The organism is Kitasatospora setae KM-6054, from assembly GCF_000269985.1.
Lineage (GTDB): Bacteria > Actinomycetota > Actinomycetes > Streptomycetales > Streptomycetaceae > Kitasatospora > Kitasatospora setae.
The window spans coordinates 6,667,848-6,680,945 of the sequence record NC_016109.1 but is presented as its reverse complement, the minus strand read 5'-3'; the positions used below and the strand labels follow the sequence as shown (position 1 = coordinate 6,680,945).

The following is a 13,098-nucleotide window of genomic DNA, read 5'->3' as shown; positions in this document are numbered from 1 at the left end:
GGTGGTCACTTTCCTCCGACGCCCATGAGGCCCTGGACCAAGGCACGTCGGGCGAACAGGTAGACGATGAAGATCGGGAGCATCGACAGCACGACGGCGCTGAGCAGGCCGGGCACGTCGACGCCGTGCTCGGTCTGGAAGTTGTACAGGCCGAGGGTGATGACCTTGCTGCTCTCCGACTGGGTCAGGATCAGCGGGAACAGGAAGCCGTTCCACGCCTGGAGCGCCGAGAAGACCACGACGGACGACAGGCCGCCCCTGGACAGCGGCACCACCAGTTGCCAGAACACCCGCCAGGGGGTGGCGCCGTCCATCGCCATGGCCTCGTACAGCTCGTTGGTGATGTCGCGCATGGCGCCGGTCAGCACCAGCGTGCACACCGGCAGGCAGAACGCGGCGGTCGGCAGGATCACGCCGATCAGGTGGTCGTACAGGCCGGCCTTGCTGATCACGTAGAACATCGGGACGATCACGGCCTGGGCGGGGATCGCCAGGCCGAGCAGGAAGATCCGGAAGACGGTGGCGATGGTCCGGCCCCGGGCCCGGACGATCGCGTAGGCCAGCGGCGGGACGACCAGCAGCACGATCGCGACCACGCTGGCGGTGACGATCACCGTGTTGAGGAAGTCCTGGCCGAAGCCGTTGGAGAAGTCGTCGGCGTAGTTCTGCAGGGTGAGGTGCTCGGGGAAGCTGAGCGGCCCCTCGGAGGAGTAGCTGGCCCTGGTCCGGAAGGTCGAGATCAGCAGCACGTACAGCGGGAAGCCGACGACGGCCAGCCAGACCAGCGAGCCGAGCCCGGCGAGGTGGTTGGGACGCCTACGCATCAGAGTCCCTCCGTGGTGCCGCGCATCTTGTCGTAGCCGGAGAGCCGGACGACGGCGAGCGAGATCAGGGTGGCGACCACCACGAGGACCAGGGCGATGGCCGAGCCGGAGCCGAAGTCGAAGCTCTTGAAGGCCTGCTGGTACATGTAGAAGGCGCTGTTGGTGGTGTCGGTGCCCGGGCCGCCCTGGGTCAGGATCAGCACGGTGTCGAAGGTGGTGAGGCCGCCGACCAGCATCAGGATCACCGAGGTGATCATGGTGTTGCGCAGCTGCGGCAGGGTGATGTGCAGGAACTGCCGGACCTTGCCCGCGCCGTCGATCGCCGCGGCCTGGTAGAGCACCCGCGGGATCGCCCGGGCGCCGCCCTGGTAGAGCAGGGCGTGCATCGGCGTCCACTGCCACATGCCGACGAAGGTCAGCACCGCGATCGCGCCGCTCTGGCTGCCCATCAGGTTGCCGTCGCCGAACAGCCACGGCAGCTGGGACGGGACGCCGAAGTTGGGGTCGAGGACGGCCCGCCAGACCACCGAGATCGCGGTGGCGGAGAGCAGCAGCGGGGTGAAGAAGACCGCCGACAGCACGGCCCGGTTGCGCTGGTGCCCGGCCGCCCAGACGCCCAGCAGGACGCTGACCGGGGTCTGCACCAGGACGCCGGCCGCGGTCAGCACCAGGGTCAGCCAGACGCTCTGCGTCATCACCGGGTCGTGCAGCAGCCTGGTCCAGTTGTCCAGGCCGTTGAAGGTCGGCGCGCCGACCCCGTCCCAGCTGGTGAAGGACAGCACCGCGACCAGCACCAGCGGCAGGATCGCGAACAGGAGGAAGAAGACGGTGGCGGGCACCGCCCAGGCCAGGCCCGGGCGGGTCACCCCGACACCGGCCCGGCGGCCGGCCCGGCGCCCGGCGCGCGCACCGCGGCCGGGCCCGGAACCGGATCCGGGCCCGGATCCGAGGGAGGAAGTGCTCATGGGGGTCGTCTCAGGGGTCTCAGGAGGCGGGGAGGGCCTGCATGGCCTTGATGAAGCCGTCCACGTCGAGCTTGCCGCTGAAGAACTGCTGGACGGCGGTGTGGATCGGCGTGGTGGCGGCCGGCGGGTACGCCTGGTCCCAGGAGAGCTGGAACGAGGGGGCCGCCTTGACCAGGCCGTACTGGTACTTCGAGTACGCGGGGCTGGCCGCGGTGTCGAGGAAGTGCTCGGTGTTGGTGGTGGTCGGCAGGTTGCCGATGGCCAGCTGGGCCTGCACGAACTCGTCGGAGTACATCAGCTTGAGGAAGGCCGCGGCCGCCTCCGGGTGCTTGGTCTTCTTCAGCACCGAGTAGAAGTTGTTGGTGTTGCCGACCAGGTTCGCCGGGTCGCCCTTGCCGCCCGCGACGGACGGGAAGGCGCTGTAGCCGAGGTCGTTCTTGGCGAAGTCCGGGCTGGCGTCCTGCTGGGTGGCGTACGCCCAGGAGCCCATCAGCTCGAACGCGGCCTTGCCCTTGGCCAGCAGCGCCGGGGAGCCGCCGTCGGTGAACTTCACCGAGTCGAAGTTCGAGCCGAACGCGCCCGCGTCGACCAGCTGCTTGAGCATGCCGAGCGCCTGCTTCGACTCCGGGCTCTCCCAGGCGGTCTTGTCGCCGGCCAGCGCCTTCCGGAACAGCTCGGGGCCGGCCACCCGGTCGAAGACGTACTCGTACCACATCAGGGTCGGCCACTGGTCGCCGCCGCCGAGCGCGAACGGGGTGATGCCCTTGGCCTTCAGCGCGGCGACGGCGTTCAGCAGCTCGTCCCAGGTCTTCGGGACGCTCAGGCCGGCCGCCGCCAGCACCTTCTTGTTGTTGAACAGCAGCACCGGCTGGGTGCCGCGCATCGGGATGCCGTAGGACTTGCCGTCGATCACCGCGGTGTCGAACACCGAGGGGAGGAAGTTCGACTTCAGGCCCGGGTCGGCCTCGATCATGCTGTCCAGCGGGAGCAGCAGGTCGGCCTTGACGTAGGGCTGGATGCTGCCGCCGCCCCAGTTGAAGAAGACGTCCGGCGCCTGCGGGGTGTTGATGACGGTGTTGAGCTTGGACTGGTAGTCGGCGCCCGGGATGGTGTCGAGGACGACCTTGACCTTCGAGGTCTTGTTGAAGGTCTCGACCAGCTGCTTCTCGACCTTGTTGCTGGCGTCGCCGTAGACCAGCACGTGGATCGTGTTCGAGCCGCCGCCGGCGGACGAGCCCCCGCTGCCGCAGGCCGTCACCCCCACCGTCACCAGGGACAGCCCGAGTGCCACAGCGAAAGCACGTCTCTTCATCAGGAGTCTCCTAAAGTTTCGAGCCGAGTCTCGAAATCAATGCCTGGCCGGGACGCTAAGTTGCGAGCGTGTTTCGGGTCAACCCCCCGTCGCGAGGGTTACTGAAGCGTGATCCGAGCCGCTCGGCCCACCCGCCGTGCCCTATGCTGCGCGCATGGAAAAGGGCGATGAACTGGGACGAGCCACCCTTGCGGACATCGCACGGGAGGCCGAAATCTCCGTTTCGACGGTTTCGAAGGTCCTCAACGGACGTACCGACGTCTCGGCCGCCACCCGGGACCGGGTCGAGCGGATCCTGCGCGCGCACGACTACCAGCGCGGCGCCCGCGGCGGCGAGGCGCCGCTGATCGAGATCGTCTTCCACGAACTCGACAGCCTCTGGGCGATGGAACTGCTGCGCGGCGTCGAGACCGTCGCCGACGAGCACGGCGCCGCGGTCGTGGTCGCGCACAGCGGCTCCCGGCGCGCCCCCGGACCCGGCTGGATCGACGCCGTGCTGCGCCGGCGGCCGCTCGGCGTGGTGCTCGTCCTCTCCGGCCTGCCGCCCGAGCTCAAGCGCCAACTCCGGGCCCGCTCCATCCCGTTCGTCATCATCGACCCGGCCGGCAACCCCGACCCGGACGTCCCCTCGGTCGGCTCCGCCAACTGGGCCGGCGGCCTGGCCGCCACCCGGCACCTGATCGAGCTCGGCCACCGCCGGATCGGCATCGTCACCGGCCCCGAGGACACCCTCTGCGCACACGCCCGGCTCGACGGCTACCGCTCCGCGCTGGCCATGGCCGGACTCGGCGCCGACCCGGACCTGATCGCCTACGGCGACTTCCACGCCGAGGGCGGACTCGCCCGCGCCAAGCGGCTGCTGGCCCTCCCCGACCGCCCCACCGCGATCTTCGCCGGCAGCGACCTGCAGGCCCTCGGCGTCATGGAGGCCGCCCGGCTGCACGGCCTGCGCGTCCCCGAGGACCTCTCCGTGGTCGGCTACGACGACCTCGACCTCGCCCAGTGGACCAGCCCCGCGCTGACCACCGTCCGGCAGCCGCTGCGCGAGATGGCCGAGCAGGCCACCCGGCTGGTCCTCGCCCTGCGCGGCGGCGAGCCCCCCACCGCGCCGACCCGGCTGGAGCTGTCCACCACGCTGGTGGTGCGCTCCAGCACGGCGGCACCGGGCCGCCGGTGAGGGGCGCGGGCGCTCCCGAAACTTTCGGCCGTCTCGGCCCTTGCCGCCGTCCCCTTCGTGAACTAATTTGTCTCTCGACCTTGCAAATGGACTTCGAGCCCCTGGAGGTGCGCCGATGACCTCCACCGGCACCGGACGGCCGACCCCCGGACCGCTGACCAACTGGGCGGGCAACCTGGTCTTCGGCGCCCGCGCAGTCCACCGGCCGCGCGCCCTCGACGAACTGCGGGAGCTGGTCCGCCGCAGCGAGCGGATCCGGGCGCTCGGCAGCGGGCACTCGTTCAGCCCGGTCGCCGACACCGACGGCGACCTGGTCCTGCTGGACGACCTGCCGACCCGGATCGAGATCGCCCCCGACCGCCGCACCGTCACCGTCTCCGCCGCCACCCGCTACGCGGAACTCGCCGCCGCCCTGGACGCGGCCGGCCTCGCCCTCGCCAACCTGGCCTCGCTGCCGCACATCTCGGTGGCCGGCGCGACCGCCACCGGCACCCACGGCTCCGGCGACGCCCACCGCTCGCTGGCCGCCGCCGTCCGCTCGCTGGAACTGCTCGGACCCGACGGCGAGACCCGCGTCCTGTCCCACCCCGGCGCGGTCGTCCACCTCGGCGCGCTCGGCATCGCCACCGCGCTCACCCTCGACGTCCTCCCCGCGTACCGCCTGCGGCAGTACGTCCACCTCGGCCTGCCGCTCGCCGAGTACGCCGCCCGCCTGGACGAGGTGCACGCCGCCGGCTGGAGCGTCAGCCTGTTCACCGACTGGGGCTCGGACACCGGCCGGGTCTGGGTCAAGCAGCTCGACGACGGCCGCCCCGCCGCCACCGTCCCGGGCGCCCGCCCCGCCACCGCCCCCGAACACCCCGTCCCCGGGATGCCCGCCGACCACTGCACCCGGCAGCTCGGCACCCCCGGCCGCTGGCACCGGCGACTGCCGCACTTCCGCCCCGAGTTCACCCCGAGCAGCGGCGCCGAACTGCAGTCCGAGTACCTGCTGCCACGGACGGCCGCCACCGCCGCGATCACCGCACTGCGCGCCCTCGGCACCCGGCTGGCCCCCGCCCTGCACATCTCCGAGGTCCGCACGGTCGCCGCCGACGACCTCTGGCTGAGCCCCGCGTACGGCCGCGACTCGCTCGCCCTCCACTTCACCTGGAAACCCGACCCCGCCACCGTCACCCCGGCCCTCGCCGCCGTCGAACGCGCCCTGCTCCCCCTCGGCGGCCGCCCGCACTGGGGAAAGGTCACCCTCGCCGACCGCGCCGCCACCACCGCCGCCTACCCGCGGCTCCCCGACTTCCTGGCCCTGCGCCGGGAACTCGACCCCACCGGCAAGTTCGGCAACCCCTTCACCGACCGCCTGGCCTGATCCCCCATCCACCCACCCACCCACTCCGCCGGGCCGGCGGCCCCCGCTTCCCCGCCCACCCGACGGCGCCCCACCCGGGGCCGGTCGGCCGTCGGCCCGCAACGACGCGGAACCCGCCGACGGCCGGCCCGAACTCCCCTGCCCCGGTTACTCCTTGACGCCGCGCCGGGCCGCCGCCACCGCGAAGGACGCGGCGAGCAGCGCGGCGGCCAGCGCCGTGACCAGCAGCGGGTGGGGGCCCGCCGGGCGGCCGGCGGTGCGGACGGCGCCCATGAAGTCCAGGGCGGCGACGCGGTTGACCAGGAGGTACCAGAGCGGGAGGTAGAGCGCCTGGAAGAGGCGGTGGCCGCGGCTCAGCGTGCCCAGCGCCAGGGCGAGCGAGGGGACGAGCAGGGCGCCGGCCGCCCAGTGCGCGAGGCCCGGGCCGTCGCCCGCCACGAGCAGCCGCAGCAGCGGGGCGAGACCGGCCAGGGCGGTGAGGGCCAGGCCGGCCGTCCACTCGGCGAGCAGGCGGCGGCGCGGGGCCGGGTACGCGGCCAACAGCCCCTCCAGGCCGTGCTCGACCCGCTGGCTGCCCAGGCGGGACCAGAGCAGCACCGGCCACAGCCACCCCAGCGGCAGCAGCAGCCCGGTCGCGGCGGGCAGCGGCACCGCGAGGCCGACGGCGGCGAGCCCGCCCGCGACCGGCCACCACCAGCGGGGGACGCCCTGCACCAGGATCCGCGCCTCGCCCGCGAACAGCCGCCCGAACGCCCCGGCCGTCCGTGCCCCGGCCGTCCGCGCTTCGGCCGGCCGCAGGCCGTTGGGCGGGCCGGCGGTCCAGCGCGGCGGTGCGGCGGGTGCGGGTGCGGGTGCGGGTGCGGGTGCGGCGGGCACGGGGTCGGCGGCGCGGCGGGCGGGGGTGAGCGGGAGCGCGGGGTCCGGCGCGATCCGGCGGAACCAGAGCGCGGGCAGCAGCGCGACGGCCGCCGCCAGCAGCAGGAGCAGCAGCCGGTCGCGCAGGAAGCCCCCGGTGGCGGCGAAACCGTCCCAGCGGAACGGGTCGAGCGGGTGCGGCACCTGGGTCAGGCCGAGGCTGAACCCGCCTTCGGTGGACGGTGGTCGGCGTGCGGCCAGGGCGGCCTCCAGCGAGCGCGCGGCCTGCCCGACGCCGAGGCCGCCGAGCGGCGCGGACCCGGACTGCCCGCCGATCACGGCCGGCAGCGCGACGACGAACCAGACGACGTTGCCGAGCCCGGCCCGCAGCGGCCGCACCGTCTCGAACAGCACGGCGAGCGCCGCCGTGAGCGCCACCGGCGGCAGCGCGAGCAGCACGAACGGCCCGAGCAGGGCCACCGGGTGGACCGCCCGGTCCTCGCCCCGGACGAGTTGCAGCACCAGCGCGGTACCGGCCAGCACGGCGAGCATCGAGCCGAGCACCGCCAGGTTGGCCAGGAACTTCGCGAACAGGTAGCCGGGCGTGCGCAGCGGCGTCGCGGCCAGCACCTGGCCGACCCGGGTGGTCCCGTCCCGGACGATCGCGCCGCGGACGGCGTAGAAGCCGCCGACGGTGAGCCAGAGCGCGCCCGCGAGGGCGGTGGCGGTGCCGACGTAGGCGCTGTTGTAGGTGCCGCGGTGGCCGCCGACGTCCAGGATCACCCAGCTGCTGTCGGCGGCCGGCACCGCGAGGCAGCCGAGCCCGACGGCGGCGAGCAGGATCACCGCGTACACCGGGCGGCGCGCCCGGTCGCGGAAGTCGCCGAGCGCCAGCCCGGCCAGTGTGCGGGCGTTCACCGCGCCACCTCCGCACCCTGGCTCCGGCTCTGACTCCGGCTCTGACTCCGGCTCTGGTGGACGAGGGCGAGGTACGCGTCCTCCAGGTCCGGCGCGACGGCGACGGCCCCGGGCGCGGGCGGGTGGTCGGCGAGCAGCCGCAGGCGCACCCCGTCCGTGCCGCGCACCATCCGGCTGATCGCGAACCTGCCCTGGACGTCCGGGAGTTGGGCCGAGGCGACGGTCAGCTCCCAGACCCGTCCGGCCGCCTCCCGGCACAACTCCTCGGGTGTGCCCCGGCGGAGCAGCCGGCCGCCCGCCAGCACGGCGATGTCGGCGGCGACCGACTCGACGTCCGAGACGATGTGGGTGGAGAGCAACACCGCGCGGTCGACGGCGAGTTCGCTCAGCAGGTTGCGGAAGCGCACCCGCTCCTCCGGGTCGAGCCCGGCGGTCGGCTCGTCCACCACGATCACCTTCGGGTCGGCGAGCAGCGCCTGCGCGATGCCGACCCGGCGGAGCATGCCGCCCGAGTACGCGCCGAGCGGGCGCCGCACCGCCTCGGTGAGGTTGACCAGGTGCAGCAGTTCGTCGATCCGGGCCCGCGCCGAACGCCCGGACAGGCCCTTGGCGGCCGCCAGGTAGGCCAGGAACTCGCGCGCCGTGAGATTCGGGTAGACGCCGAAGTCCTGTGGCAGGTAGCCGAGTTCGCGGCGCAACGGCTCCGGCTCGGCCACCGCGTCGGCCCCCCGGTAGCGGAGCCCGCCACCGGTCGGCCGGGTCACCGTCGCGACGATCCGCATCAACGAGGACTTCCCCGCCCCGTTCGGGCCGAGCAGCCCCAGCATCCCGGGCCCCAGCCGCAGGCTGACCCCGCCGACGGCGTGCCTGCCGCCCCGGTACACCTGGGTGACGTCGATCAGTTCGAGCATGGCCTCCCTCTCCGCCCGTGCGCCCGTGCGCGCCCCGGACCACGAGCCTCGCCGATCGGGGGCGCGCTGCCATCTGCCGTTCGGCAGATATCGGCGGACCCGCGACGGACCCGCGACGGCCGCACCGGCGGTCACAACGGCCACGGCGGTCACGGCGGTCACGGCGCAGGCCGAACGCCTGAGCGCCGGTGACCGTGACCGTGGCCGTGGCCGTGGCCCGTCGTGCGGGGGCGGTTCGGTCCGGCCCCGGCGGCTCAGGGCCCGTCGTGCAGCGGCAGTTCGGCCCGGACCCGCCAGCCCGCGCCGGAGGCGCCGGGGCGGCCGGGTGTGGCGGTCGCGGTGTGCGGGCCGGCCGTCAGGGTGCCGCCGAGGGCGTGGACGCGGGCCGCGAGGGCGGCCAGGCCGGTGCCGCCCTCGCCCGGTCGGCGGGGCGGGGTGGCGGCGGGGTCGCGTCCGCCGCTGTCGGTGACGGTGACCCGGAGGACGGCGGGGTCTCCGGTCCGGGTCACTTCGACGTGCAGGTGTCCGGCCCGGGCGGCGTGGCGGCGGATGTTGGTGAGTGCCTCCAGGACGACCCGGTACGCGGTGTCGCCGGTCTCGGGCGGGACGGTGTCGGCGGTTCCCGGTTCGGGTGTGGTGAGGGTGAGGACGGTGTCGGCCGGGCCGGCGGCGCGGAACCGGTCGACCAGCGCCGGGAGTTCGGCCAGTCCGGGCCCGGCGCCGGGTGTCTCCCGTTCGCGCAGGGTGCGCAGGGTGTGGTCCATCGAGTCGAGGGCCCGGGTGCCGGCCGCCTCCAGTCGGGCCAGCAGTTCGCCGGTCTGCCGCTCGTCGTAGCCGGAGAACTGCGCGGCCTGCACCTCCAGCAGGATGCCGGTCACCTCGTGCGCGACGAAGTCGTGCAGGTCGCGGGCGACTTCGAGGCGCTGCTCGCGGCGGGCCAGCCGGACCGCGCGGGCCTGCCGCTCGTCCTGGCGCCGCAGGTGGAGTCCGGTGCCGATCGCGACGGCCACCGGCAGCGCGGCGGCGGCCGCCGCGACGACCGACGTCCCGAGGACGGCCTGCGGCAGCCGGACGGTGAAGCGCAGCGGCAGCGCGAGCGCGGCGAGCACCACCGCCGCCGCCGCGAACGCGGCCCGCCGCGCGGCGGACCGCCGGACCGTCCGCCCGGCCAGCACCAGCAGCGCCGCGTACTCGAACGGCAGCCAGAGCAGCACCAGTCCGCGCGGCCCGAAGTAGCCCGCGTCGACGGCCAGCGAGAGGAGCGCGACCAGGCCCGCCGGGCCGGCCGGGCCGCACCGCCGCCACGGCCGCCGCAGTGCTGCCGCCGTCACCGCCAGCCCGGCCAGCCCGGCCACCAGCAGCGCCCCGGCCCGCGCCCCCGGCGGGGCCAGCAGCGCCAGGAACACCAGCCCGGCCGCCAGCAGCCCGCAGCACACCCGGCGCAGCCGGCGCAGCCGCTCGGGCCGCTCCGCCCGCCCGTCCCTCCCCGCCTGTTCACTCTGCACGGGGCCGAGCCTATGCAGCGGGTGCACCGGCTGTCCGCCCACCGACGGTCCTCCGTCCGCCCACTGGCTAGGATCCGGTCCGAGGGACACCGGACGGTACGGCGAGGGGGACGGCACGTGGGGGGCGACGGTCGCGGGCGGGGCTTCCTGGGACTCCTCCGGCGGCGCCGCGCGGACGAACTCGCCCAGGTGGACGCCGAGATCACCGCTTTCGGCGAGGCGCTGGCCCGCTACGAACTCGGCTCCACTCCCCCGGCCGGGCAGACGACGGCCGGGCAGGCCGCAGCCGGGGACGCGCTCGCCGACTACGGCCGCGCCCTGGACGCCTACGAGCGCGCCAAGCGGGACTTCGTCGGCGACCGGAACCGCGAGGACGCCGCCGACGTGCTGCGCGCCCTGGACGAGGGGCGGTCGGCGCTCGCCCGCGCCGAGGCCCGGCGGGCGGGCCGGCCGGTGCCGGACCGCCGTCCGCCGTGCTTCTTCGACCCGCGCCACGGCCCGGCCACCACCGAGTTCCGGTGGGCGCCGCCCGGCGGCGTGCCCCGCCCGGTGCCGGTCTGCGCGGCGGACGCCGCCCGGCTCTCCGACGGGCTGCCGCCCGTCACCGACCGGCGCCCGACCCGCCCGACCCGCCCGGTACGCCCGGTACGCGCCCACCCGGCCCCCGCCACAGCCCCCGCCACGGCCCCCGCCGCCCCCGGCTGGCGGCCGTACAGGACCCCGCCGCCCGGCACCCGGACGGCGTACCGCGCCGACGGGAAGGGCCCGCGCGAGGTCAGGCTGCACCGTCCCGATCCGGCCGGGCCCGCGCTGCTGGTGGTCCGGTCGTCGTACGAGGGCGAGGTGCACCGGCTGGGCGGGCCCGGCGGCGGGGGGCTGCTGATGGCGCACGCGCTGGGGCGGACGGTGGTGGTGCTGCCGCCGGACGGCGAGGCGCACGTCCGGCTGCGGGTGGAGAAGCGCGGGCCGTGGCAGCTGTGGCTGCAGACGCCGGAGCACGTGCCGGTGCTGGAGCGGGGCCTGTCCTTCAAGGGGCGGTACGTCTTCCGCTACGAGGGCGGGCCGGCCGGGATCCGGTTCAGCCACCGGGGCAGCGGATCGTGCTGGATCGAGCGGCTGACCGACGGGTTCGGGCCCGGGGAGCGCGCGGTCGGCGGGAAGGGCACCTGCGACCTGGTCGGGGAGCTCCCGGGGCCGGGGCTGTTCCGGGTCCGGGCGAACCACGACTGGAGCCTCACCCTGAGTTCCTGACGGGCCGTCGACCGTAGGTCGCCAACGACCGTCAGTCGCCCGGCGCGTAGCCGAGCTCGAAGGCGCGCATCGCGATGCCGACCCGGTTCCGGACGCCCAACTTGCGCTGGATGCTGGCGACATGGGTCTTCACCGTGCCCGCCGAGATGAACAGCTCCCCGGCGATGTCGGCGTTGGTCCTGCCCTCCGCGACCTTCCCGGCGACCTCCCGCTCGCGTCGGGTCAGCGGCTCCAGCAGCCCGGGGCCGGACGCCGCCGGGGCGCGGCCGGTGACGTGCCGCAGCAGCCGCACCGTGACGGACGGGCTGATCAGGCTGTCGCCGGCGTGCGCCGCCCGGACCGCCTCGACCAGCAGGGCCGGGCCGGAGCGTTTGAGCAGGAAGCCGGAGGCGCCGTGGCGCAGCGCCGGGTAGACGTACTCGTCGAGGTCGAAGGTGGTGACCACGACGACCCTGGTCGGTGCCGCCGCTCCGGGGCCGGCCAGCCGCCGGACCACCTCCAGCCCGTCCATCCGGGGCATCCGGACGTCCACCAGCGCGACGTCGGGGCGCAGCAGCCGAGCGGCCTCGACCGCGCCGACGCCGTCGGCGGCCTCGCCGACGACCTCCAGGTCCGGTTGGGTCTCCAGGATCCGCCGCATGCCGCGGCGGACCATCTCCTGGTCGTCGGCGAGCAGCACGCGGATGGCCATGGTCCAGGATCCTGTCACACCCGGCTCGCGCGCGGGCCCACGGTTGCGAAACTTTCGAAGAGTGATCGCCGAAGAATGCGGACACCCAGCCCGGTACCCCACTTTCCCTCCCCTTCGCTTGAGCCAAAAACACTCCTCTACCAGCAAGTTGACGACCCCAGGCCGATCCGACTCATTCGGAAATCATGTCGAAAGTGTTGACAGCCTGACAGGGCCGGGCCAACACTGACGCCCAGTCCAGCCCAACCCCGGGCCGCGCACCGGTCGTGCCAACCCCCCACCGGTGCAACCGGGTTGGCCGTGGCTTCCCCCACCCACCCCCACCGCAGAACGGATCACCTCGTGAACCTGCCCCGCTCCCTCCGCCGGGTCCGCGTCCTCCCGCTGGCGCTGGCCGCCGTCGTCCTGCTGCCCGGTACCGCCGACGCGGCGACCGTCACCACCAACCAGACCGGCAGCGACGGCGGTTACTTCTACTCGTTCTGGACCGAGGGCACCGGCTCGGCCTCGATGTCGCTGAACGGCGGCGGCAACTACGGCACCTCCTGGACCAACGCGGGCAACTTCGTCGCGGGCAAGGGCTGGAGCACCGGCTCGCGCAACCCGGTGACGTACTCGGGCACCTGGAGCACCAACGGCAACGCCTACCTGTCGCTGTACGGCTGGACCACCAACCCGCTGGTCGAGTACTACGTGGTCGAGAACTACGGCTCGTACAAGCCGACCGGCACCTACAAGGGCACCGTCACCAGCGACGGCGGCACGTACGACATCTACGAGACGACCCGGGTCAACGCCCCCTCCATCGAGGGCAACAAGACCTTCAACCAGTACTGGAGCGTCCGCCAGTCGAAGCGGACCGGCGGCACCATCACCGTCGGCAACCACTTCGACGCCTGGGCCCAGCACGGCATGAACCTCGGCACCATGAACTACGAGATCCTGGCGACCGAGGGCTACCAGAGCAGCGGCAGCTCCAACCTCACCCTCGGCACCACCACCGGCGGCGGTGGCGGCACCGGTGGCAGCTGCACCGCCACGCTGTCGGCCGGCAGCTCCTGGAGCGACCGCTACAACCTGAACGTCGACGTCACCGGCGCCGCCAACTGGAAGGTCACCGTCAAGGTCCCCAGCCCCGAGCAGGTCAGCGCCACCTGGAACGTCAACGCCACCTACCCGGACGCCCAGACCCTGGTGGCCACCCCCAACGGCTCCGGCAACTCCTGGGGCCTGACCCTCATGAAGAACGGCTCCACCACCTGGCCGACCGTCTCCTGCACCACCGCCTGACCCGCCACCCGAGCCCCCGCCCCCGTCCCCGCC

11 protein-coding genes are annotated in these 13,098 nt (G+C 74.2%); 4 read left to right on the top strand and 7 right to left on the bottom strand.

Translation table 11 applies throughout. The annotated features are described in order from the left end of the window. Positions 1-5 precede the first annotated feature (5 nt). From KSE_RS29495 to KSE_RS29485, 3 genes are read right to left on the bottom strand one after another with little or no spacing between them, the layout of a single operon-like run. On the bottom strand, positions 6-824 hold the full coding sequence (locus KSE_RS29495; RefSeq protein WP_014139025.1) for a carbohydrate ABC transporter permease: 819 nt from the start codon (positions 822-824) through the stop codon (positions 6-8). After that, positions 824-1,789, bottom strand: a complete 966-nt coding sequence (locus KSE_RS29490; RefSeq protein ID WP_033260094.1) for a carbohydrate ABC transporter permease — start codon at positions 1,787-1,789, stop codon at positions 824-826. The genes KSE_RS29495 and KSE_RS29490 overlap by 1 nt, the downstream gene beginning before the upstream one ends. Before the next feature lie 19 nt (positions 1,790-1,808). Next, a complete protein-coding gene (locus tag KSE_RS29485; protein WP_014139023.1) occupies positions 1,809-3,101 on the bottom strand; it encodes an ABC transporter substrate-binding protein in 1,293 nt (430 codons plus the stop codon). A gap of 154 nt (positions 3,102-3,255) precedes the next feature. Between KSE_RS29485 and KSE_RS29480 the strand changes: the two genes are divergently transcribed. Together KSE_RS29480 and KSE_RS29475 are read left to right on the top strand one after the other, a co-directional pair. After that, complete coding sequence (locus KSE_RS29480; protein WP_014139022.1) at positions 3,256-4,278, top strand: LacI family DNA-binding transcriptional regulator; 1,023 nt, start codon at positions 3,256-3,258, stop codon at positions 4,276-4,278. A 115-nt stretch (positions 4,279-4,393) separates the two neighbouring features. Further along, positions 4,394-5,644 (top strand): D-arabinono-1,4-lactone oxidase, encoded by a 1,251-nt coding sequence (locus KSE_RS29475; RefSeq protein ID WP_014139021.1) that lies wholly within the window; start codon positions 4,394-4,396, stop codon positions 5,642-5,644. A gap of 147 nt (positions 5,645-5,791) precedes the next feature. On the opposite strand, the gene KSE_RS29470 is transcribed toward KSE_RS29475, so the two are convergent. The 3 genes from KSE_RS29470 to KSE_RS29460 all read right to left on the bottom strand — a co-directional run bounded on the left by KSE_RS29470 (position 5,792) and on the right by KSE_RS29460 (position 9,833). Beyond that, entirely contained in the window at positions 5,792-7,417 is a 1,626-nt protein-coding gene (locus tag KSE_RS29470) for a hypothetical protein (protein WP_014139020.1), read from the bottom strand. After that, positions 7,414-8,328, bottom strand: coding sequence for an ATP-binding cassette domain-containing protein (locus tag KSE_RS29465; RefSeq protein ID WP_014139019.1), 915 nt, complete (start codon positions 8,326-8,328; stop codon positions 7,414-7,416). The genes KSE_RS29470 and KSE_RS29465 overlap by 4 nt, the downstream gene beginning before the upstream one ends. Positions 8,329-8,582: 254 nt before the next feature. After that, a complete protein-coding gene (locus KSE_RS29460; protein ID WP_014139018.1) occupies positions 8,583-9,833 on the bottom strand; it encodes a sensor histidine kinase in 1,251 nt (416 codons plus the stop codon). Positions 9,834-9,950: 117 nt separating this feature from the next. Between KSE_RS29460 and KSE_RS38865 the strand changes: the two genes are divergently transcribed. Further along, a complete protein-coding gene (locus KSE_RS38865; protein WP_014139017.1) occupies positions 9,951-11,084 on the top strand; it encodes a hypothetical protein in 1,134 nt (377 codons plus the stop codon). A 31-nt stretch (positions 11,085-11,115) separates the two neighbouring features. Here the strand turns inward: KSE_RS38865 and KSE_RS29450 are convergent, their stop codons facing one another. Then, positions 11,116-11,775 (bottom strand): response regulator, encoded by a 660-nt coding sequence (locus KSE_RS29450; RefSeq protein ID WP_014139016.1) that lies wholly within the window; start codon positions 11,773-11,775, stop codon positions 11,116-11,118. Positions 11,776-12,123: 348 nt separating this feature from the next. Here KSE_RS29450 and KSE_RS29445 point away from each other — a divergent pair, with 348 nt between their 5' ends. Next, the gene (locus KSE_RS29445) at positions 12,124-13,065 is read left to right on the top strand and encodes a glycoside hydrolase family 11 protein (protein ID WP_033260303.1); all 942 of its coding nucleotides are present in this window, start codon (positions 12,124-12,126) and stop codon (positions 13,063-13,065) included. Positions 13,066-13,098: the final 33 nt, after the last annotated feature.

Excerpts from the sequence above, each read along its gene's own strand:
- KSE_RS29495 (WP_014139025.1), bottom strand. The coding sequence starts at position 824 with ATGCGTAGGCGTCCCAACCACCTCGCCGGGCTCGGCTCGCTGGTCTGG.
- KSE_RS29490 (WP_033260094.1), bottom strand. The coding sequence starts at position 1,789 with ATGAGCACTTCCTCCCTCGGATCCGGGCCCGGATCCGGTTCCGGGCCC.
- KSE_RS29485 (WP_014139023.1), bottom strand. The coding sequence starts at position 3,101 with ATGAAGAGACGTGCTTTCGCTGTGGCACTCGGGCTGTCCCTGGTGACG.
- KSE_RS29480 (WP_014139022.1), top strand. The coding sequence starts at position 3,256 with ATGGAAAAGGGCGATGAACTGGGACGAGCCACCCTTGCGGACATCGCA.
- KSE_RS29475 (WP_014139021.1), top strand. The coding sequence starts at position 4,394 with ATGACCTCCACCGGCACCGGACGGCCGACCCCCGGACCGCTGACCAAC.
- KSE_RS29465 (WP_014139019.1), bottom strand. The coding sequence starts at position 8,328 with ATGCTCGAACTGATCGACGTCACCCAGGTGTACCGGGGCGGCAGGCAC.
- KSE_RS29450 (WP_014139016.1), bottom strand. The coding sequence starts at position 11,775 with ATGGCCATCCGCGTGCTGCTCGCCGACGACCAGGAGATGGTCCGCCGC.